The organism is Paenibacillus liaoningensis, assembly GCF_059609455.1.
In genome coordinates this window covers 145595-167656 of the sequence record NZ_JCAALU010000006.1, presented here as the reverse complement: position 1 = coordinate 167656, position 22062 = coordinate 145595, and the positions used below count along the sequence as shown (strand labels likewise).

At 50.7% G+C, this 22062-nt stretch carries 21 protein-coding genes; 15 read left to right on the top strand and 6 right to left on the bottom strand.

Going from position 1 to position 22062, the window contains the following annotated elements:
* Positions 1 to 11: 11 nt before the first annotated feature.
* On the bottom strand, positions 12 to 1376 hold the full coding sequence (locus tag AC6B99_RS10325) for a YheC/YheD family endospore coat-associated protein (protein ID WP_056039777.1): 1365 nt from the start codon (positions 1374 to 1376) through the stop codon (positions 12 to 14).
* A 148-nt stretch (positions 1377 to 1524) separates the two neighbouring features.
* On the opposite strand from AC6B99_RS10325, the gene AC6B99_RS10320 reads away from it, so the two are divergent.
* Both AC6B99_RS10320 and AC6B99_RS10315 read left to right on the top strand, forming a co-directional pair.
* Positions 1525 to 1860: a YlbF/YmcA family competence regulator gene (locus AC6B99_RS10320; RefSeq protein WP_496663300.1), complete on the top strand. Its 336-nt coding sequence runs from the start codon at positions 1525 to 1527 to the stop codon at positions 1858 to 1860.
* 70 nt (positions 1861 to 1930) lie between these two features.
* Positions 1931 to 2212: a hypothetical protein gene (locus tag AC6B99_RS10315; protein WP_056039781.1), complete on the top strand. Its 282-nt coding sequence runs from the start codon at positions 1931 to 1933 to the stop codon at positions 2210 to 2212.
* A 69-nt stretch (positions 2213 to 2281) separates the two neighbouring features.
* On the opposite strand, the gene AC6B99_RS10310 is transcribed toward AC6B99_RS10315, so the two are convergent.
* Complete coding sequence (locus tag AC6B99_RS10310; RefSeq protein WP_046228758.1) at positions 2282 to 2629, bottom strand: helix-turn-helix domain-containing protein; 348 nt, start codon at positions 2627 to 2629, stop codon at positions 2282 to 2284.
* A gap of 180 nt (positions 2630 to 2809) precedes the next feature.
* Between AC6B99_RS10310 and AC6B99_RS10305 the strand changes: the two genes are divergently transcribed.
* A complete protein-coding gene (locus tag AC6B99_RS10305) occupies positions 2810 to 3298 on the top strand; it encodes a hypothetical protein (RefSeq protein ID WP_056039785.1) in 489 nt (162 codons plus the stop codon).
* A 34-nt stretch (positions 3299 to 3332) separates the two neighbouring features.
* Positions 3333 to 4673, top strand: coding sequence for a DRTGG domain-containing protein (locus AC6B99_RS10300; RefSeq protein ID WP_056039787.1), 1341 nt, complete (start codon positions 3333 to 3335; stop codon positions 4671 to 4673).
* 93 nt (positions 4674 to 4766) lie between these two features.
* Here AC6B99_RS10300 and AC6B99_RS10295 read toward each other — a convergent pair whose 3' ends face one another.
* From AC6B99_RS10295 to AC6B99_RS10285, 3 genes are all read right to left on the bottom strand, one after another.
* The gene (locus AC6B99_RS10295; RefSeq protein WP_056039788.1) at positions 4767 to 5063 is read right to left on the bottom strand and encodes a YtpI family protein; all 297 of its coding nucleotides are present in this window, start codon (positions 5061 to 5063) and stop codon (positions 4767 to 4769) included.
* Positions 5064 to 5178: 115 nt separating this feature from the next.
* Positions 5179 to 5694 (bottom strand): sporulation membrane protein YtrI, encoded by a 516-nt coding sequence (locus tag AC6B99_RS10290; protein WP_056039790.1) that lies wholly within the window; start codon positions 5692 to 5694, stop codon positions 5179 to 5181.
* 3 nt (positions 5695 to 5697) lie between these two features.
* A complete protein-coding gene (locus AC6B99_RS10285) occupies positions 5698 to 6024 on the bottom strand; it encodes a YtrH family sporulation protein (protein ID WP_056040129.1) in 327 nt (108 codons plus the stop codon).
* A gap of 126 nt (positions 6025 to 6150) precedes the next feature.
* On the opposite strand from AC6B99_RS10285, the gene AC6B99_RS10280 reads away from it, so the two are divergent.
* From AC6B99_RS10280 to ppk1, 9 genes are all read left to right on the top strand, one after another.
* Positions 6151 to 9813 carry a DNA polymerase III subunit alpha gene (locus AC6B99_RS10280; RefSeq protein WP_496663299.1) on the top strand — a complete coding sequence of 1221 codons (3663 nt, stop codon included), beginning with the start codon at positions 6151 to 6153 and terminating at the stop codon, positions 9811 to 9813.
* Positions 9814 to 10325: 512 nt separating this feature from the next.
* Positions 10326 to 10826: a phosphatidylglycerophosphatase A family protein gene (locus tag AC6B99_RS10275; RefSeq protein ID WP_081418968.1), complete on the top strand. Its 501-nt coding sequence runs from the start codon at positions 10326 to 10328 to the stop codon at positions 10824 to 10826.
* A gap of 98 nt (positions 10827 to 10924) precedes the next feature.
* Positions 10925 to 11113, top strand: coding sequence for a hypothetical protein (locus AC6B99_RS10270; protein ID WP_046229439.1), 189 nt, complete (start codon positions 10925 to 10927; stop codon positions 11111 to 11113).
* Between the two features lie 40 nt (positions 11114 to 11153).
* The gene (accD, locus tag AC6B99_RS10265) at positions 11154 to 12026 is read left to right on the top strand and encodes an acetyl-CoA carboxylase, carboxyltransferase subunit beta (RefSeq protein ID WP_496663298.1); all 873 of its coding nucleotides are present in this window, start codon (positions 11154 to 11156) and stop codon (positions 12024 to 12026) included.
* A complete protein-coding gene (locus tag AC6B99_RS10260; protein WP_056039799.1) occupies positions 12016 to 13092 on the top strand; it encodes an acetyl-CoA carboxylase carboxyltransferase subunit alpha in 1077 nt (358 codons plus the stop codon). Before accD ends, AC6B99_RS10260 begins: the two co-directional genes overlap by 11 nt.
* A 223-nt stretch (positions 13093 to 13315) precedes the next feature.
* Positions 13316 to 15070 carry a pyruvate kinase gene (gene pyk, locus AC6B99_RS10255; protein ID WP_056039801.1) on the top strand — a complete coding sequence of 585 codons (1755 nt, stop codon included), beginning with the start codon at positions 13316 to 13318 and terminating at the stop codon, positions 15068 to 15070.
* Positions 15071 to 15267: 197 nt separating this feature from the next.
* A complete protein-coding gene (locus AC6B99_RS10250; RefSeq protein ID WP_056039803.1) occupies positions 15268 to 15744 on the top strand; it encodes an acyl-CoA thioesterase in 477 nt (158 codons plus the stop codon).
* Between the two features lie 46 nt (positions 15745 to 15790).
* Positions 15791 to 16183, top strand: a complete 393-nt coding sequence (locus AC6B99_RS10245) for an FxsA family protein (protein ID WP_496663297.1) — start codon at positions 15791 to 15793, stop codon at positions 16181 to 16183.
* An 86-nt stretch (positions 16184 to 16269) separates the two neighbouring features.
* Positions 16270 to 18330 (top strand): polyphosphate kinase 1, encoded by a 2061-nt coding sequence (ppk1, locus tag AC6B99_RS10240; RefSeq protein WP_155973388.1) that lies wholly within the window; start codon positions 16270 to 16272, stop codon positions 18328 to 18330.
* An 88-nt stretch (positions 18331 to 18418) separates the two neighbouring features.
* Here ppk1 and ppx read toward each other — a convergent pair whose 3' ends face one another.
* Complete coding sequence (ppx, locus tag AC6B99_RS10235; protein WP_056039809.1) at positions 18419 to 19954, bottom strand: exopolyphosphatase; 1536 nt, start codon at positions 19952 to 19954, stop codon at positions 18419 to 18421.
* 198 nt (positions 19955 to 20152) lie between these two features.
* On the opposite strand from ppx, the gene AC6B99_RS10230 reads away from it, so the two are divergent.
* Both AC6B99_RS10230 and citZ read left to right on the top strand, forming a co-directional pair.
* Positions 20153 to 20491, top strand: coding sequence for a hypothetical protein (locus tag AC6B99_RS10230; protein ID WP_056039810.1), 339 nt, complete (start codon positions 20153 to 20155; stop codon positions 20489 to 20491).
* A gap of 450 nt (positions 20492 to 20941) precedes the next feature.
* On the top strand, positions 20942 to 22054 hold the full coding sequence (gene citZ / locus AC6B99_RS10225; RefSeq protein WP_046229430.1) for a citrate synthase: 1113 nt from the start codon (positions 20942 to 20944) through the stop codon (positions 22052 to 22054).
* The last annotated feature ends 8 nt before the right edge of the window (positions 22055 to 22062 follow it).

Below are 22062 nucleotides of genomic sequence, written 5' to 3'. Positions count from 1 at the left end.
AGGCGCCTCCGCTAGAAGCCCGATAAAAAACGGGAATATTGAATAACCATGCGAACTGAGGGACGAATTTTGTTGTCATTCAGCGGCGTATTGTCATTTTTGGAAGGCTTGGAGTTGACCTCCAGCAGCCATACCCTGCCGCTCGTATCAATAGCCAGATCGATGCCGAGCTCACCGAAGTGGGCGGGAATATGCGTCTCAATTCCTTTGGCAATGAGGAGCGCTGCATGCTGCAGTCTGCTCGAAGTATCCGCTCGGCCGCTCGTCAAGTTGGATTTAGAAATGGCCTCGCTAACCGTGCTTAATGTGCCGCCCCGCGCGAGGTTGGAAACAAAATGCTGTCCGCCAGCTGTTCGGGCTACAATCGAAGTGATTTTCCATTTTCCGCTGACATTTTTCTGTACGAGCGCCCGGAAGTCGACGGGCCGCTTCTGGATTTCAATCAGCTGGAGGCCTTGCTGCACCTGGTAGCGGACGGTTTTCATTTTTGCAGAGATGGCGGAATAGACTTTGAGCTGGTTTGGATAAAGCTGCTTGCGCGAGCCTGTCGTTGTCGTAAATTGGGCCTGATAGCCGCCCGTTTCAGTCTTTGATACTCGAATGATCCCTTTGCCAAGACTTCCTGTGACAGGCTTCAAAAAGATGTTGGCGTGTTTGCTGCACATGGCTTTAAAGGTGGCAAAGCTGCGCAGTGAATAAGACTCTGGCAAATAGCGAAGGGCGGATTCGTCCTTCTTGAGCGCTTCGAAAACTTCCGTTTTATCGAGGAACTTTTCATTGAAAACAGTTGTCTGAAACCTGGATTTTACTTCTTTGAAAAAATGTTGTACGCTGGGTTTGTTCTCTAGTTTTCGGGAAGTTAGTCGATTGTTAATGACATTTGGAATGGGAAGCGACGCTCTTTGCCAGCCGCCCGCATAGATCCATCCTTCCACGGTTTGCTGCCCGCCAGATAGTTGGCCGGGGGTGAAAAAACATACATGCCCGCCCTGTGCAGCGCAGCCGTCAACCAACTCCTTGCAGAACATGGTGATCGAGCCAAACGGCTTATCTGGCGTCCCTGGATAATCCCTGCTGATCAGAATACCGATAAGCGGGCCAAGTGAAAGCGTCGCTGATCCGGATTTATAGTTGATTCTTAAGGCAGCGCCATTCGAAATGCCCATCTTGCGTGCTAGACTTTGGCTAATTCGAATACCGTCATAACGTGTGACGGGCAATACTTTGACATGTTGCTTAAGTGAGCCGAAGGTCATCGCTACAGGCTGGCCCTGAGGGATCTTCCACTGTTTCATATAGGCTTCGCCCAGCATGAGCGTATCCTCGGCGAGCATGCCTGAGCTGATAACCTGGACGGCTACTTTCGATTTGAGCATCGTAAATCTCCTTCCAAGCAGGAGGATTCCGGCAAGCGGGTAACAGCCGCTGGGTGTTTTGCACGAATTAATTCATCATATGAGGACATCTATCCCTTGGTGATTAGATACTAACAGCTGTTCACGCAAATAATGGAGGGGAAAAGCCATGAATGTTTACGACAAAACGTATGAACTGGCCAAAGCGTTAAAGGACAGCGAGGAAGCGCGTTTGCTCAAAAAAGCAAAGCAGGCTGCAGATGCTGATCCAGATGCAAAACGGATGCTTGATGATTTTCGCGAGCGCCAAAACGAGCTTCAGCAGAAAATGATGGCGGGCGAGGAGCCTTCCGCGGTCGATATGGATACGCTGAACAAGCTGTATGAGGTCATTTCGCTAAATCCGCTCGTCAGCGGCTTGATGGAGGCTGAGCGCCGCTTCTCCATCGTTTTTGAGGACATAAACCGCATTATGTCCGATGTGCTAAAATCCATCGTTGATTAACGCCGGCGGTCATAACCCTCGTCCTTGCTTCATATAATGTGAGGAAGTGCTACCAGAGGAGCTGAGGGATATGAGAAAAGGCAGGAGCCGTCATGTATTATATTTGCTAGCTGCGGTAGCGATGCTAGTCTACGGGGTGCCCAGACTGGATTTGGGCGCTCCTTGGAGCGGGACAAGCTTATTTGGCATCGTCTGGCTGGTGTTCTCGCTTGTCATTGTGGCGGCGCAAATCGATGCGCTGATGCAAGGCGAAGCGAGGCGGCAGCAGATGCAGCGCATTAAACGTGCCAAAAGCCGGGCGCTGGAGCGCAAGCTGCAGCAGGTTGTTGCCGGGCGGCGCGCGCGGGGCTAGCTAGCAAAAGCGAAACAAAAACAAATAAGGCCCAGCGATGATCGCTGAGCCTTATTTGTTTTTCAAACATTAATCCAATTCTTTGAACTGGACGAGCTGCTTTACGAATTTGTAAACCGCTTCTTGTTCTTTGACGGTTAGTCCATGTAATTGATGGGCGATTTTGTCGGCGTAACTATTGTCTTCTGGGCTTGTCTGCTGCGAAGCATCCAAATGAACAAGCTGTTCCAGCGGAGAGTCGAGCGCTGCGGCAATTTTGCCGAGAACATCGACGGTAGGACTTTTCTCTCCTCGCTCGACTTGCCCCATATACGAAGCATTAATGTCCGCTCTGAGCGCCAGCTGCTCCTGGCTAAGGCCTCTCATTTTGCGCAGTGTGCGGATGTTATCTCCTATGTATCGGGCAAATTTACTCAAATTGTTCACCTCAGCCTAAAGATAGAGCTTTAGATGCCAACCAACAACGTTCTATAGAACCTATTAAATATAATGACTAAAGTCATTGACGGAAATACCTGACTTTATTATAATTATGTAAAATGGTCCTTATTAAACTTCTTTTTACTTAAAAGGTTCTTTTTACAAGGAGATTGGGAGATGGTAGAAGAATTTGAGTTTTTCCGCAAAGTTCAGCTGCATTATCGTCAAGTGCGATTCCACGTGCGTTTGAGCTATACGATTTTTCATAAAAAAGAGAAACTTCTGCTCGCGCATGGTATTTTGCGCTGCCGGGTTGAGCCTCATTCACAACTGGTTGAATATCGTATCAGCTTGGAATCGGAAGTCGCATCGCGCCCTTATAGCGAGAAGGCCACGATTTTATTTTCCACCATTTACGAGGAAATTCCGCAGCAATCGGTTAAGATGACGGATGTGCCTGCTTATCAATTACGTTATTCGGTACCGATTGTTTACGATTGGCAAGCTTTTATTATTGAAGGCATGAGTACAGCTTTAAGCAAAGGCGTATTGCAGCCTGTGTTCGATAAATATCGTTTTGTGGACAAGCAGGGCAAGGAAATAGACGCGAAACTTAAGGTCGCCGCCGTTATGGTGGATTGGTATAATGAGAACATTAATAGTTAGCCAGCAGTGTTGAAAGCCAGAGGGAGGTACAGGTGTGTCTAAAGTCGGTTCCGGTTCAGAGACCAGCACCAAGCATGAGCTGATTCTTGCACATATTCAAGAGCTGAAGATCGGAACGAAAATCTCGGTCAGAGTGATTGCAAAAACGTTGGGAGTCAGTGAAGGAACAGCCTATAAAGCCATTAAAGAAGCGGAAGCAACCGGACTCGTCAGCACAAAGGAACGAATTGGGACGGTGCGCATCGACCGTAAAAGAAAAGAGGCGCTCGACCAGCTTACGTTTGGCGAAGTAGCGGAAATTGTAGAAGGCCAGCTGTTTGGTGGCGCATCTGGCCTTGAAAAAACGCTGCATAAGTTCGTTATCGGCGCGATGGAGCTCGATGCTATGCTGCGTTATATCGATGAAGACAGCCTGCTTATTGTCGGTAACCGGATCGGTGCGCATAAGCGGGCGCTGGAGCAAGGAGCAGGTGTGCTCATTACAGGCGGCTTCGAGACGAGCGAAGAGGTTAAAGCGCTTGCGGATGAGAAGGGGCTGCCTATTCTCTCTTCGCGATATGATACGTTTACCGTTGCGTCCATGATCAACCGCGCTATGTACGACCGTCTCATTAAGCGAAAAGTGATGTTGATTGAAGATTTGGTTACGTTCAGCAGACCAGCCGATGTGCTGCATCCCGGAGATACGGCAGGCAGCTTCAAGGAACTGCGGCGCAGAACAGGTTATTCGCGTTTTCCCGTGGTGGATGACCGCGGCAAAGTCATTGGCATGATGACGGCAAAGGATGCCTCCGGCGCACTGGATGAGCAGACTGTCGATAAGCTGATGACCCGCCATCCGATTACGGCAGCACCGAATATTACCGTTACATCCGCTGCTCATACGATGGCGGCGGAAGGGATTGATTTGCTGCCTATCGTTGATCGGCATCGCAAGCTGCTTGGTGTCATTAGCCGCCAGCAGGTGATTGATGCGCTGCGGTTTGCGGGCAAACAGCCCGAATCGGGCGAAACGTTCGATGATTTAATGTGGTCAAGATTTATGGCTAGTGAAGATGCGGCTGGCGAGTTTGTTTATAAAGGGGTCGTAACGCCGCAAATGTCAGGCTCGCTTGGCATGATATCGGAAGGCGTGCTCGTTACGCTTATGACGCAGGCTGGCAGGAGAATGATTCGCGAGACGGGGAAACGCGATTATTTGCTCGAAAGCATGACGACTTATTTTGTGAAGCCAGTAGAAATGGACAGTGAAATAACGATTATACCGCGGGCGATGGAGATGAGCCGCAAATCAACGAAGCTGGAAATTGAAGTGAGGGATCGGGGCGGGCTGGCAGCGAAAGCGATGATGTCAGCCCAAATGATTGATCCTTAAACATAAAGCAACCAGGGCGGTCGCTCTGAAAAAAAGGCAAGCGGAGTGAACGGAGCTAAGCTGTAATAGCGCTGCGTTCGCCGTTGCCTTTTTTTAGCGTCGCGTCGTGCGCAGCATACTAAGATTGCGCAGTCCTGCGAAAAGATTGAATAGGCCAATGACCATGAATAGCGCCCCGATGACGATGCGCACAGTGGATTCATTGGACAAAAACAGCTGAACGCCGGCAATAAATATGAGCATGACGCCCATGCTTATATTCATTCTGGCCCCGTACAGCATACGCTTTGCACCATCAGCTGCTCTGCGGGATCTGTAGCTGAAAATAACGGTCAGCAGCAGGGTGAGGAAGATGACGGGTGCGAATAAATATTGCAGCAGTGAGTCCATTCGTTCTAAAGCAGCTCCTTTGCAAGCGGAATGATTGTGCTCTATTCCGCATTTCTGCTGCTATTGTAGCATGAATAGGGACATAAACAGAAGCAGCGCAGCGGGTGTCTTTACGCTAACTCGGTCCGCGATCATGCAGGCGGACTTTAACCCACAGCTGCAGCACATTATCGACGACAAGCATCGTTTTGACCTCGACCTCGTAATCCTTCTCCAGTACCCCGTTGTAAACTCTCTTGCTCAGCAGCTTTCTTGCAAACTGCGCATTGGAATCAATCTCGTAAATGCTTTGCCCGATAAAAACGGACAGATCGGCTTTGATTCGCCGAATCAGCTCAGCCTCTGTCATTTTGTCGAGCTGCGGACGACCTGCGTTTTGCCCGGCTTCCAGCTCAATTCTCGGCAAAATGCTCTTGATAACCGTGTGCTGATGCTTGAACTCTTTAAGATTGCCAATGTCCTGCTCATATTGCTCCAATTGAATTTCGAGCTCGCTTTTGAGACTGACAAGCGCCTCAAATTGTGCTTGGTAGAGGGAGTTGTAAACGACCGCGCCGACAACCATGCCGAGCAGGAGCATGCCGAACATTTGCAGCCCTTTAATATATTTGTCAAACGGTGGCAGCCGCATCGCTTAGCCCGTCCCTTTGCAAATGAGCCTCACAAGCTCCGTGCCCATATGAGCCCCGAGAAAAGCAGCGATAATATAGCCAACCTGCTGTGCCGCTGGGGACAGATGCCCCTCCATAATATTGCTTTCTATGACGCGCATCGGATCAATGGAGCCGCCTACTGCGGCTACTATAGCCCATATTTTTAAATTTGCCGCTGTATTGACCATCATGGAGGTGGGGGGCATCAGCAGAAAAACCGATCCAATGCCAGCGAGCATTGAGCCGCCTAATACGACGCCAAAGGCAATAAAGAAATCGAGCCCTGCCTTCATCAAAAAATAATTCACTTCGCTCACCAGCTCTCTTCGCCAAGTGGAGCCCGTCCGGCTCCTATTATCATTGTATGGGCGGTGCCTTGGCGATTATGATAAAATAGACAAATAGAGATGGAACACCTGAGGGGGCGAGGCGCAATGACCGCTAAAGAGTCGCCATTCGTGCATTTGCACGTTCATAGTGAATATAGCTTGCTTGATGGCGCGGCACGGATTCGCGATTTGACAGCCCGCGCTGCCGAGCTGGGAATGCAGGCGCTGGCGCTTACGGACCATGGCGTCATGTATGGAGCCATTCCGTTCATCCGTGCCTGCCAGCAGCATGGTATTAAGCCGATTGTAGGCTGTGAGATGTATATGACCGCAAGCTCGCGGTTTGAGAAGGGCTCGCGCAAAGAAAACCCGATCTATCATTTAATTTTGCTTGCCAAAAATGAAACAGGCTATCGCAATCTCATGAAGCTGAGTTCGATTGCCCATTTGGAAGGCTTTCATTATCGTCCGCGCGTCGATCCGGAAATGCTGGCTAAGCATGCGGAAGGCATCGTCTGCCTGAGTGCCTGCCTTGGAGGCGAAGTTTCGCAGCATTTGCTGCATGACAGGCCCGATGAAGCGCGCAAGGCGGCACAGCGGTACCGAGACATTTTCGGCGATGATTTTTATTTGGAGCTTCAGGATCATCATTTGCTGGAGCAGAAAAAAGTGAATTTAGCGATGATTGAGCTGGCGCAGGAAACCGGCATTCAGCTGGCGGTTACGAACGATGTCCATTATATTACTGCGGCTGACGCAGAAATGCAGGATGTACTCATTTGCATTGGGACAGGCAAATCCGTCGATGATGAGGACCGTATGAAAATGCAGACGGACCAAATGTATTTAAAGAGCGGGGAGGAGATGGAGGCCCTATTCCGCCATGTGCCGCAGGCTATTGCAAATACGGCAGCCATCGCGGATAAATGCACGCTTGAGCTGGCTTTTGGACGGGCGCCGCTTCCGGTATTTCATCCCGTGCCAGAGGGAGCAAGCTCAGCAGGGTATTTGCAGCAGCTATGCAGCGAAGGACTGCTTGCAAGATACAGCCAGCTGCCGGAGTGGATGCAGGAGCCGGACTTCCGCCAGCAGGCAGAGCAGCGGCTAGCCTATGAGCTGTCTGTTATTGAAAAAATGGGCTTTAGCGATTATTTTCTAATCGTCTGGGATTTTATCCGTTTTGCCCATGAGCAGGGCATTCGTACAGGCCCGGGACGGGGCTCTTCAGCCGGCTCTCTAGTTGCTTATACACTGCGGATCACCGATGTAGATCCGCTGAAATACAAGCTGCTCTTTGAGCGGTTTCTGAATCCGGAGCGCATATCAATGCCCGATATTGATATCGACTTTAATGATGAGCGCCGGGATGAAGTCATTGCCTATGTCGCCCAAAAATACGGCGAAGGGCATGTTGCTCAAATTATTACGTTCGGCACCATGGCGGCGAAAGCAGCGGTCCGCGACGTCGGACGCGCGATGAATGTGCCGCTTGCCGAGGTGGATCGCGCGGCGAAGCTCATTCCGCGCCAGCTCGGCATTACGCTTGCCGAGGCGCTGCGGACGACTGAAGGGCTGCGCGAGGCGGCGGAGCGCCTGCCGAAGACGGCGGCGATGCTGGATATGGCGCTTAAGGTAGAGGGTATGCCGCGCCATGCCTCTACGCATGCAGCTGGTGTTGTTATTGCCAGCGAGCCGCTGACGGAGTATGTGCCGCTGCAAGCGGGCGGCGAAGGGGCTGTTTTAACCCAATATTCGATGGAGCATCTGGAAGCGATTGGGCTGCTCAAGATGGACTTTCTGGGACTGCGTACCCTTTCGATTTTGGAGCGAACGCTGAATTGGGTGAAGGAGCAGTATGGCGAGACGATTGATTTTCGCACGATTCCCGACAATGACCCAGAAACGTATGCGATGCTCGGCCGCGGCGAGACGACGGGCATTTTTCAATTGGAGTCTTCCGGTGTGCGCCGCGTATTGCGGGATTTGAGGGCGTCGGAGTTCGAGGATATCGTATCGGTTCTTGCTTTGTATCGCCCTGGTCCGATGGAATTTATTCCGAAATATATTCAAGGCAAGCATGGCGAGGTGCAGGTGGAATACCCTCATCCGTCCCTTGAGCCGATTCTATCCGATACGTATGGCATTATCGTGTACCAAGAGCAAATTATGCAGATTGCCTCCAGCATGGCCGGCTTCTCGCTGGGCGAAGCGGATTTGCTGCGCCGTGCCGTTTCGAAGAAAAAGCGCGAGGTGCTGGATGAGCAGCGGGAGCATTTTGTGAAGGGCAGTGTGACGCAGGGCTACAGAGAGGACGAGGCGAATCTCGTTTACGATATGATCGTGCGTTTTGCAGACTATGGATTCCCGCGGGCGCATGCGGCTGCTTATGGCGTACTGGCTTTTCAGACGGCATGGCTGAAGGCGCATTATCCGGTTCCCTTTATGGCTTCGATGCTGGCATCCGTGAACGGCAACCAGCGGAAAACGGCGGAATACGTCGATGAATGCCGCCGAATGGGCATTCAGGTGCTGCCGCCCGATGTCAACGAGAGCGGCGTGACGTTCACGCCGATTGAAGGGGCCGTGCGCTTTGGGCTGGCGACGGTGAAAAATGTCGGTACGCAGGCGATTGAAGCGCTGCGCAAGGAACGGGCGGACAAGCCGTTTGAAAGCTTGCTCGACCTGTGCCGCCGCGTCGATTTGCGCGTCGTGAACAAGCGCGTGCTGGAGTCGCTCATCCAGGCTGGCGCCTTAGACTCGCTGCCTGGGCACCGGGCGCAATTGCTCGGTGCCCTGGAGGAGACGGTCGAAGCGGCGGTGAAATGGCGCAAGGAGCGCGCCGAGCTGCAGATCGAGCTGTTTGGTTTCGATGAGGTGCAGAACTGGGATGTGGAGCTGCCGGACATCAGGCCGTTCTCAACAGCTGAGCAGCTGGAGTTTGAACGCGAGCTGCTCGGCATGTATTTGTCAGGGCATCCGCTCGATGCAGTGGAGGAGCAGCTTGCGCCGCTCGGGCTCGACCGTCTGTTTGAGCTGGCGGATAGCGCGGAAGGCGCGCCGGCGGTAGCGGCGGTGCATATTGTGTCGCTGAAGCCGTTCACGAACAAGAAGGGCAATGCGATGGGGTTTCTGGAGCTGGAGGATCGCATCCTCCGCGTTGAAGCCGTTGTGTTCCCGGCAGTGTGGAAACGCTGCGCGGATAAGCTGGAAAAGGGCGGCCTCGCCATTGTGCAGGCGACCGTGCAGCATCAGGATGAGGAGTTTAAGCTCATCCTGGAGGATGTTGTGCCGCTCGCAGGCGGAGCTGCTGCGGCAGGGGCGCCGCTCGCAGAGCAGGCGCAGCGCTTGCAACGGCAAGCGCAAGCCCGCGCCGCGAGAGGCGCGTGGCCCGGTCCCGGGCGGGCGAAGCCGTCCGGGCAGGGCAAGGGCGGGGCGGCAGCGCCAGCCGCCCCGGCGGGCCGCGGGCCCGGCGCTGCTGCTGCGGGCGAAGCGCAGCAGCTGCCTCCGCGGGCACCGCGGCAGGAACCCGCTGGGCGTAAGCGCCAGCGGGTTTACATCAAGCTCGCAGCCGCGCGCGAGCAGCTTGCCGCGCTGGAGCGGCTCAAGCAGTTGCTGGCCGAGCACCCCGGCCAGCTGGACACCGTTCTGTTCTACGAGCGTGAACAGAAGCTGATCGCCCTTAGCGACAGCTACCGCGTCAAGCCGTCGCCGGAGTTGTTCGGCGAGATTGAGCAGCTGTTCGGCGAAGGGGCTGTCGTCGTCAAATAGGAGCAAGCAGCATACGGCGCAAGCATAAATTACTGGAGTTCATAGCTAGGTAGACAGGACTCCTGCAAAGGTTAGAACGTTTGATTTTATTTAATAATCGCGAAGCTTAAACATGGCAAAGCGATCTCTCATAGGGCTGGCCTTAGCTGTCTACAGCGAAGGCCAGCCCTATTTTCAAGCCATTGCTGCCCATTTCTCTTACTTCTCTTATTTCTTTTACTTCGTTAACCTCTTTTCCTCGCATTTCGGGCTTTCTTCTCTTATTTCGTCCTCTCCGCTTTCTAAGTTTTCACCCTGCGACCTCTTGCGCAAGCGAATTCAAAATGATGCACATATCTTTCTTTATCCGCATACATTTAGGGATACAAGCGGAGAAATGCGGGAGGTCAGCTGTTGCTTGCGGGCTATGGGGATACAGCTTCCGCGAAAGGCAGCATCGTTATTAGGGCCCCGAAAGCCGCATTGCCGCTGCTTACGCTGCATAACAGCGTACAAGCATGGGAGGGATGGACATGGCTTCGACATCCAAGATTGAAGCGTGGCTGGGCAAGCGCGGAGTGAAGGTCGATGATATTGCTGAGATTGTGTATACGCTGCAGCGTCCTTACAATGCGAGCTTATGCATGAAGGAATGCGAGGACAGCGTTCGGGCTGTACTGGGCAAGCGCGAGGTGCAGTATGTGCTTTATACGGGCATCGCTTTAGACGAGCTGGCGGAGCGCAAGCTATTGCCTGAACCGCTGCAGGCGATTATGGAAAATGATGAGTCGCTGTATGGGGTGGATGAGACGCTGGCGCTTGGCATTACGAACGTGTACGGGATGATCGGCTTGACGAGTTTTGGTTATTTGGATAAAGTGAAGCCTGGCATTATTAATCAGCTTAATATAAAAGGGCGGCATATTCATGTGTTCCTTGATGATCTCGTTGCGGGACTTGCGGCGGCCGCATCGGCAAGAATTGCACATCAGGACCCGAAAGCGCAGCAATACCATTTGCCCGATTCCCCATGATTATGATACTATTATAAGATCATATGACCTGTTAACGGGACTTAGCTATGTTTAAGATGTAAACTTTGCCCGTAGCAAAGTTTTCAGGAGGTACCATAATGTGGACGGTCATTTATATCGCGCCAACAGCAAAAATCGCAGAGAATATCAAGAAACGGCTTACGGAAGAAGGATTTCTCGTGAAGATCCGTCCAGTCAATCTGTCTAAACAGCAATTTGAAATATTGGTGCCGTCGGGTGAGCTGGAGGAAGTTCAAGAAGTGTTTAACTCCTTGTTTCAGCCGTAACGGATTCCCTTATTCGATTGCGCCTTGAGAGGTGTCATACGTGCAAATTAAGGACTTGTTTACGAAGAAGAAATACGCGACAGTACCTTCGGAGCGCCCTAAACGCGACATTCCAGAAGGACTGATGAATAAGTGTACGCGGTGCGGAACGATTCAATACAGCAAAGAGCTGGAGAAGAATCTGAAGGTCTGCTCCTCCTGTGGCTATCACTTCCGCCTTTCGGCTTGGGAGCGCATTGCCATGACGCTTGATGAAGGACAGCTGACGGAATACGATACGGACCTTGTATCGGAAGATCCGCTTGGTTTCCCTGGTTATGCAAGCAAGCTGGAGCAGCAACTGGCTAAAAATCCGAATTTGCGTGAAGCAGTTGTTACCGGCGAAGGAACTATCGGCGGTCTTCCTGTCGTTGTCGCTGTCATGAGCTTTGACTTTTTCAGCGGCAGCATGGGCTCGGTCGTAGGTGAAAAGATAACGCGGGCTGTAGAAGCGGCGCTTGACAAGCGCCTGCCGCTTATTATTTTTTCCACATCGGGTGGCGCACGCATGCAGGAAAGCATTCTGAGCCTTATGCAAATGTCGAAAACAAGCGCAGCGCTCTCCAAGCTTCATGAAGCGGGCGGCTTGTTTATCTCGGTATTCACCGATCCAACGATGGGTGGCGTCTCGGCGAGCTTCGCAAGTCTTGGCGACTACAATTTGGCCGAGCCTGGCGCATTAGTAGGCTTTGCAGGCCGCATTGTAATCGAGCAGACGATTCGTCAGAAGCTGCCGGACAACTTCCAGACGGCGGAATTCAATTTGCAGCATGGCCAGCTTGATATGGTTGTACACCGTAACGACATGAAGCAAATGCTGACCAAACTGCTTGATATGCATACCGCAGGGGAGGGATTGTCTAATGGCGGGTGAGCTTCCGTTCGAGAAACCGCTCAGTGATTTAAGGGAAAAGATAAAGACGCTGGAAACGCTCGCGGCGGGCAATGGCATGGATTTTTCCGAGGAAATTGCCCGTCTTGAGGAGCGCTGCAAGCAGCTGGAACAGGAAATGTACCAGGAGCTGACCCCTGCGCAAAAAATGCATGTAGCGCGCCACCATCAGCGTCCGACGACGCTGGATTTCATTCAGGCGGTGTTTACCGATTTCATCGAGCTGCATGGCGACCGCCTGTTTGCCGATGATTTGGCTATCGTAGGCGGACTTGCCAAGCTGAACGGCGTACCGGTAACGGTTGTCGGACACCAACGCGGCAAGGATACGCGCGACAACATCGCCCGCTTCTTCGGAAGTCCCCACCCGGAAGGTTTCCGCAAGGCGCTGCGCTTCATGCAGCAAGCTAATAAATTTAATCGTCCCATTATTACTTTTATTGATACGAAAGGCGCTTATCCTGGCAATACTGCTGAGGAACGGGGCCAATCGGAAGCAATTGCCCGTAATTTGCGGGAGATGGCTGGTTTCGGCGTGCCGATCATATGCGTCGTTATTGGCGAAGGCGGCAGCGGCGGTGCACTTGCGCTTGGCGTAGGCAACCGGGTGCTGATGCTGGAAAATGCGATCTATTCTGCGATTTCGCCGAATGGAGCAGCTTCGATTCTCTGGAAGGATGCATCGAAAGCTGATCAGGCGGCGGAAGCGATGAAGATTACAGCCAAAGATTTACTCGCGTTTGAAGTCATCGAGGACATTGTAGAGGAGCCGCAGGGCGGTGCGCATCGTGATCTTGCTTTTACAGCAGAGCACTTGAAGACCAAGCTGTGGAGCCATTTGCAGGAGCTGCGCGCCATGACGCCGGAAGAGCTGAAAGAGGACCGCTACTGCAAATTCCGCAAAATCGGCAAGTTCCAGATTGCCCAGCAGGCGCTGGCAGAAGAGCAGCAAACCGCTGAGCTGGCAGACGAGCCTTCCGAGGCAGCAGCAGTAGGCGGAGAACCAAGCACTGAGAAAGCAGCGCAGCCGGAATCGGCGCAGGTATAGTTTACAAATATTTTATACTGTACAAGCTGCTCGTAATCGTGTAATTTAAGTTGTGGTCAAGGTGAAACGGCTTTCGCCGTCCTATGGCGGCACAGCGCGTTTCAGTCCGAGAAATATAAGCCTATTTATATGTGAACAACTTATAAATTCTTATATTTTTAAAAGAATATTAACTAGCAAGGCCTACCATTCAAGCAGGCAATATAACGGAGGAAAACTAAACATGCGTAAAACAAAGATTGTATGTACAATCGGACCATCCAGCGAATCACTTGAAAACACGAAGAAGCTTATTCAAGCGGGCATGAACGTCGCTCGTCTGAACTTCTCCCACGGCGATTTTGAAGAGCACGGTAACCGCATCAAGAATATTCGTCAAGCAAATATCGAACTCGGCAAAACAACTGCCATTCTCCTTGATACGAAAGGCCCGGAAATTCGTCTGGGCAAATTGAAAGAAGAGCCAATTGAACTGGTGCAAGGCGAGAAAATCGCTTTGACAACAGAAGAAATTCTTGGCGACGTAACGCGTATTCCGATTACTTATACGGATCTGCCTAACGACGTTTCGGTTGGTTCGACCATTTTGATCGATGACGGCCTAATTGGCTTGACGGTTGAAGAGGTGCAAGGAACAGAAATCATTTGCCGCATCGTCAACAGCGGTCAAATTAAAAGCAAGAAGGGCGTTAACGTACCAGGCGTAAACATCTCGCTTCCTGGTATTACTGAGAAAGACGCGAACGACATCGTCTTCGGCATTGAGCAAGGCGTAGATTTCATCGCGGCTTCCTTCGTGCGTAAAGCAAGCGATGTTTTGGAAATTCGCGAGCTTCTGGAGCGTCACAATGCGGGTCATATCCAAATTATTTCTAAAATTGAGAACCAGCAAGGTGTAGACAACCTTGATGAAATTTTGGAAGTTTCCGACGGCCTGATGGTTGCCCGCGGCGACCTTGGCGTTGAAATTCCAGCAGAAGAAGTACCGCTCGTACAAAAATCGATGATTCAAAAATGTAATCGCGCTGGCAAGCCCGTTATTACAGCAACACAAATGCTGGATTCGATGCAGCGCAACCCGCGTCCGACTCGTGCTGAGGCGAGCGACGTTGCGAACGCGATTTTCGACGGTACAGATGCGATCATGCTTTCCGGCGAAACAGCTGCTGGTAAATATCCAGTTGAATCGGTACAAACGATGGCTCGTATCGCTGAGCGTGCAGAATCGGCTCTTGAATACCGTGAAATTTTCACGAAACAAGCGAATGCACAGCAAACAAGCGTAACGGAAGCAATCTCCCAAGCGGTAGCTAATTCCGCATTTGACCTGAAAGCGAAAGCGATCGTTACTTCGACGCAAAGCGGCTTCACTTCCCGTATGGTATCCAAATACCGTCCGAAAGCGCCAATCATTGCGGTAACAACAGAAGAGACGGTTATGCGTCGCCTGGCACTTGTATGGGGCGTTATTCCGGTTAAAGGCGCACTCGTTGATTCCACAGACGGTTTGTTCGAAAATGCAGTAACCGGCGCACTCAGCACTGGTTTGCTTGCTCTTGGCGATACAATCGTTATTACGGCTGGTGTGCCAGTAGGCCGCTCTGGAACAACAAACCTAATCAAAATTCACCACATTGGCGAGCTTCTGGCAAATGGACAAGGCATCGGCAGCCAAACAGCTACTGGTACAGTAGTCGTTGCCCGCACGCCTGAAGAAGCTATTGCAAAAACAAAACAAGGTTCGATTCTGGTAACCGTATCGACCGATAAAGAATATATGCCTGCATTCGAGAAAGCGGCTGCTGTCGTAACGGAGCAAGGCGGCATTACTAGCCATGCGGCTGTTTGCGGCATCAACCTCGGAATTCCAGTTATTCTGGGCATTTCTAATGCTACAACTATTTTGGAAGATGGCATGGAAGTTACGCTTTACGGCGAAACAGGCGTTATTTACTCCGGCCAATCCAAGTCTGTATAATTTTCAAAAATATAGGAAAGTATATGATTTCGTCATACTTTCTCTATATTTCTCGGACTGAAACGCCGCGCGCCGCCAGAGGACGGCTTTCGGCCGTTTCACCTTAACTGCATATTCTCTGCTCGTATAGACAGAGCAACAACAAGCGATGGTGATTTCACCGTCGCTTTTGTTGAACTTAAAGGGAGGTTTACATGATGAGCAGCCCGTTGTCTGGATGGTTCGCGCATCCGCTGCGCGTCCGTTATCAGGAAACGGATCAAATGGGGGTCGTGTTTCACACGAACTATTTGAACTGGTTTGAAATTGGGCGCACCGAGCTGATACGATCAGCAGGCTTTGACTACAAATCTATTGAACAAAGCGGCATGCTGCTGCCTGTCATCGATTTGCATTGCCATTATGCATTGCCGGCGCGTTATGACGACACACTGCTTATTTGCACGCGCATTTCAGATTTCACTTCCGTGCGTTTATCCTTTGAATCGGAAATTCGCAAAGTAGATGAGGCGTCGTTTAAGCCCGCTTTTTACGAGCAGCAGGAAAGCCTTCCGGGGGAGCGGCTCGTTACGGGAGGAACCAAGCATGTGTGGGTAAATAAGGAGTGGCGACCTATGCGTTTGGACAAAGGGCTCCCCGCGCTGTATGATTTAATGAGGCAGATAACAAGCTGAATGGTGACGGCTGCTGCCAGCATAAACTGGACGGGAGGAATTAATAATGAAAAAATGGCTCATCGCAGCATTGATTATATTGCCTTTGATTGAGTTTTGGGGCATCGTGCAAGTGGGCAGCTGGCTTGGCGGGTGGAAGACGTTTGGGCTCATCGTTTTGTTCAGTATGGTCGGGGCTTATTTGACGCTGGCGGAGGGACGCAGAGTGTGGGCAGAAGCGCAGCTTCAGCTGCAGCAGGGCCAAATACCCGGACGCAAGCTGCTGGAGGGTCTATGTGTGCTGTCTGGCGGTTTGCTGCTGCTTATTCCCGGCTTTTTCAGCGATATCATCGGTCTGACCTTTCTGCTGCCGTTTACCCGTTCTTTTTATCAGCAGATCATGCTGCACTGGCTGGAGAAACGGATACGCGGAGGATCTTTTTCCATACGCAAGTTCTAAGATGTTTACATTAGCTTTACAAATTAATAATACGACACGAATAGTTGTAGCGCATAATAGGGGCATATATGAGGGAGGCGCACAAAATGACAAAACATTTGTCCCACTATGTTAACAGAGATTTAAGTTGGGCCGAATTTAACTGCCGAGTGCTTCAAGAGGCGCAGGATGTAAACAATCCGCTGCTTGAGCGGGCCAAGTTTCTAGCCATTGTATCCAGTAATTTAGATGAATTTATGAGTGTGCGTGTAGCGGGCATTCAAGAGCAAATTAAAGCAGGCTATTCTAAAATTGATTTTACAGGCTATACGCCCGCGGGCTTATGGAAACGATTAATTAAACGCACGAATCAAATGGTGCATGATCAATATAAATCTTATCGGGACGTGCTGCGCGGCTTGGGACGGGAAGGCATTGCCATCCGTTCAATGAGCGAGCTGAATATGACGCAGTCCAAGGCCGTATCGGAGTATTTTCATGAAATTGTATTTCCTGTCCTGACACCGATGGCGGTCGATCAGAGCAGGCCTTTTCCACTTGTACATACGAAGGAATTATATTTAGCTGTTTTATTGCGCCACCCGGAAGCCGCGCCTGATGAAGACCCGCTATTCGCGATGGTGCAGGTACCATCGATTTTAGCAAGATTTGTCCCGCTGCCTGAACGCCCGAATAGCAAGAAGCGCGAATATGTGCTGCTGGAGGATCTGATTGAGCAATTTATCGATACCCTTTTCAATGGCTATGGAGCTTATGCGGTGCATGCGTTTCGTTTGACGCGCAATGCTGATTTTACGCTCAATGAAGATGCCGAGGATTTGCTGGAGGAAATTGAGAAGGAGCTGCGCAAACGCCGTTGGGGTATCTCCGTACGGCTTGAGGTTGCTCGCGGCATGCATCCGGATGCGCTGGATATTCTCAAGGATGAGCTGGAAATCGAGGATAACCTGATCGAAATTGATGGACCGCTCGATTTAAGCTTTATGATGAAGTTCGCTCAGGCTATACCAGGCTACGACCATTTGCGTTATGACAAAATGGAGCCGGTCTATCCGATGGAATTTGACGACACCGACGACATGTTTGAAGTGATTCGCCAGCGGGACGTTCTCATGTACCATCCGTATGAATCGTTTGATGCGGTTAATGATTTTGTGCTTCAGGCGGCCACCGATCCAGATGTGCTTGCGATTAAAATGACGATGTATCGGGTCAGCGGCAAGTCAGCGCTCGTTCAGGCGCTGGCTGAAGCAGCCGAATCTGGCAAGCAGGTGACCGTTGTTGTCGAGCTGAAGGCGCGATTCGATGAGGAGCGCAATATTGCTTGGGCGCGCCAGTTGGAGAAAGCGGGCTGCCATGTCGTCTACGGTCTGATTGGATTGAAAACCCATGCGAAAATATTGCTCGTCGTGCGTCGGGAGCAGGACACGCTGCGCCGTTATGTGCATGTGGGCACAGGCAATTACAATGACAGCACAGCGACGCTGTATACTGATATCGGTCTGTTTACATCTCATCCGACAATCGGCGGCGATGCATCGGCGCTGTTCAATGAGGTGACGGGCTATTCCGATCCATATGACTGGAAAGCTTTTGGCGTAGCTCCAACGGATCTCAAGCAGAAGCTGTTCCGCCTTATTGACCGGGAAATCGCCCATGTGGCGGCTGGGAAGAAGGGCCGTGTCATTGCGAAGATGAACTCGCTCTCCAATCAAGAGATGGTCGATAAGCTGTACGAGGCTTCGCAGGCAGGCGTGAAAATCGATTTGATTGTCCGCGGCGTATGCTGCTTGCGTCCTGGTGTTGCTGGCCGAAGCGAGAACATTCAGGTAATCAGCATTGTGGACCGTTATTTGGAGCATGCAAGAGTCATGTATTTCCACAATGGCGGGGAAGAGGAAGTTTATTTATCCAGTGCCGACTGGATGACGCGCAACCTGATGAAGCGGGTGGAGCTGATGTGTCCAGTGTACGACGCGCATTTGCGCCAGACGCTCATCAACATGCTGAACTTGAATTTGAATGACAATGTCAAAGCTAGGAAACTGCAGTCAAACGGCACTTATGTTCATGTTGAAAATGAAAATAAACCGTTCCGCAGTCAATTCGAGGCTAGACATATCCCAGGCTGGAAAGTACAAGTATAAAAAAAGAAAAACGCGGTGAGAAAGGAATGCTCCATTCCTTTTTCACCGCGTTATTTTTTATGAAAATATTTAAGGAAAGCAACGATTTCTATGCCTGAATATAATCAGGCAGTTCGAGCACAGGAGTCAGCTTCCACAGCTTGGAAAACTCGGGAGCGAGCTCGCCTACCTCCAGACGCTCAACGGTCAGCGAGCTGCTAGGACGTACGGCATGCAGCTTAAGCTGCTCAGGCGTAAGAGAGACGGCCAGCCTGCTTAGCGCCTGTGTCTCGCTGCGGTCAAGCGCTGAGGCGAGCTGCAGTAGTGTGCCCAGCCTGCAGATTAACTCATAGTCGGATTCGACAAGCATCTCTTTGTAGGGACGGAGCTGCTGCCGTGCCCGACTTTTGCTTTTATAAGATGCGATCGAAGCCGTAATCAAAATTTCCTTATGGGACAATCCATTCAGATGCGAGTTGACGATTAAATAAAACGTATGCTTGGCGTAGTCGTAGTAGTCAATGGAAGCGCCAATTCGAAACAGGCTGGAAGCGGCATCAAGCAAAATCCGCGCTCGCGATGGCATTTGGTGCAGTTCCCTCAGCTCATCGTACAGCTGCAAAGCAAGCCGGTTTACCTGCGATACATGCTGCATCGGTGCAGCGGGATGAAGCATGCTGATGTTATGCAGGCTGAAGCCCAGCACATCCTGATGAGTAGACTCTTGCGAAAATCGTGTATCATGAAAAATGCCGTCGCGTAATCCGGCACCACAAATGATATAGCCTGAAGCTTTAGTCAGCTTGTAAAGCTGGCGCAGCACGGCTAAGCCGGGCACAATAACGTCTACCCGATCTTTGGACAGGCCGGGAAACTTGCTGCGCTTGTCCAGCGGCAGGGCCCGCAGCTGATCAAACACCATTTCGGCGTCCCCTCCGGGTATCGCATAATTATGTGTTTGATGAAAAGGGTAGTTCGTCGCCGCTTGATGGATTTTGCCCAGCGCTCTAGCGGTGCCCCCGACGCCAATCATGGGCAGTCCCTGCGCTTTGGCGAGCCATGGAACGGACTTGAAGGCTTCAAGCGCTGCATTGTCCAGCGCGCGCAAAGCCTCGTCGCTGAGCATGCCTTTGGATGCGAAACGCCGATTCAGGCTCACGCAGCCAAAAGGAAAGGAGACGGAGTGCTGCAGCTTGCGTCCGCGAAACAGCGATACCTCCGTGCTGCCGCCGCCAATATCAACTAATAGACCATCCTCCAGGTCCATCGCATTAATCATCCCAAGGAAGCCAAAGGCTGCCTCTTGCTCGCCGCTAAGCAGTTCTATATCAAGGCCGGTTTCGGCTTTTATCGCTTCCAAAATAACCGCGCGGTTCGAAGCGTTGCGAATTGCCGCTGTTGCCACTGCGCGGATTTCTCCAGTTCGGTTATGGGCGCAAATTAAGCGGAAATGGCTGAGTGTGCCGAGCAGCTCGCTCATTGCCTCAGCTGATAGATTGCCCTGATCGTCAATTCGTTCACTTAGACGCGCCGGGCGTTTGCTCCCATCAATGACGCGGTGTGCTCCGTGTGCTGTTCGCTCATAAACAACGAGCCTCACCGAGTTGGAGCCTATATCTATAATACCAATGCGATGTTCATTCATAGCGAACCTCCGATTTTTTGCAATAATTTATTTTAACATAGCAGATGAAGAATGTCCTAAGATGCGTAAGGCGACATTCAAAGCAAGCTTCTAGGGTTGCGAATCACGATATTCGAGATTTGTCGAATCAAGAATAAAAATGGATGTGTAAGACATATTAAAGGAGGCAGTTTATTAAACAATCTGGAGGTTTTACGAATGAATCAGTTTTCACAAACGAATATTAGCCAACAGCTTTCACAATGCGAGCATCTTCTACAGCAGCTGATGCAGCAAACACAGCAAGCATCAGGCATGTATCAGCAATTGTTGAAGCAAGAACAAGCGAATGCCGCCCAGTTGGAGCAAATTGCTCAGCGTGAGCATCAAGCGGCCCATATTATCCAAACCTCATTGCAAGGTCACCAAAAGGCGATGCAGCAAATGCAGCAAATTTCTAGCATTTGCAATCAAATTTCCAGTTCAAATGCGAACCAATCCTTTGCTTATCAGCAGCCACAGTACCAAGGCTCATCGTTTGGAGAGTTAAATCATTAACCTTCAAGCCATTTGTTTCTTTAGCCTATTATAGGGAAGAAAACTTGCTGCGCAGCAGGCCCTTGTCATTTCGGCATCAATCAATAAAAGCAAAAATGAAGCAGCGGCTGTTTCCCGGTATTTTGCCGGGGAGCGGTCGTTTCGTCTATTTACAAACGATTATTAAAGCTTGTATCGTGATCGGTTAGTACTCTGCCTGTTTTTCTGTTAAGATAGAAGACAGGCGTTTACATCTAACTACATAAGCAGGTACCAGATCTGTCAGGGTGTCGAAAGGTGAGGTTATTTCACATGCCAGCAACCCCATCACAATTTTCTTTCTTACTGATAAAGCATTTTTATATGTGCTTTTGTTCACTTTGTTGTCAAAATCATTTATGATTATACGGACGACATGGATTCGAATGATATTTTGCGATGTGAAATTTCCAAGCTAAAGGAGAGAGAACGATGACAGCAACTAAAGGTCTGGAAGGAATTGTCGCCGCTTCTTCGTCAATCAGCTCGATTATTGACGGAGTGTTGACATACCGCGGTATAGATATTGATGATTTGGCAGAAAATGCGACATTTGAAGAGGTTGCCTATTTGTTATGGTATGGCAAACTGCCTAATCGTTCCGAGCTAGCAAAACTGCAAGAGCAGTTAGATGCATACACAGCAATTCCTGAAGGCGTTATCCAGCAAATTAAGCTGTACCCGAAGGACACGAATTCGATGGCGGCACTTCGTACAGCCATTTCAAGCCTTGCTCTATATGATGAGTCGGCTAATGAAATGACTGCTGAAGCTAATCAGCTGAAAGCGATTAAGTTGCAGGCGCAATTGCCAGCCGTTGTAGCAGCGTTCGCTCGCATTCGTGAAGGCAAAGATCCAATTGCTCCGAAGAAAGGCGTATCCATCGCCCATAATTTCCTGTACATGCTTACGGGCAAAGATCCTGAAGAGGTTGCAGTGAAAGCGCTTGATCAGGCACTTGTGCTGCATGCTGACCATGAGCTTAACGCATCTACATTTGCGGCACGTGTAACGGTAGCGACTTTATCTGACATTTATTCCGGTGTTACCTCGGCAATCGGCGCGCTCAAAGGCCCGCTGCATGGCGGCGCTAATGAAGCGGTAATGGTTATGCTGGAGGAAATCGGCTCCTTTGCCAATGTTGAGCCATATATCAACAATGCGCTTGCGAACAAGCAGAAGATTATGGGCTTCGGTCACCGCGTTTACAAAAACGGCGATCCACGCGCCAAGCATCTGCAAAAGATGTCGCAAGAGCTCGGCAAGCTGACTGGAAATTTGGAGCTTTATGAAATGTCGATCAAGATCGAAGAGCTCGTTACCGGTCAAAAAGGCCTTAAGCCAAATGTAGATTTCTACTCTGCTTCCGTCTATACGACACTAGGCATTGCTCGTGATCTATTTACGCCAATTTTTGCGATTAGCCGCGTTTCCGGCTGGAGTGCTCATATTCTTGAGCAATACGAGAACAATCGCTTGATTCGTCCTCGCGCCGACTATATCGGTCCAGTCAACGCGAAATATATTCCAATCGACGAGCGCTAAGCGCTGCT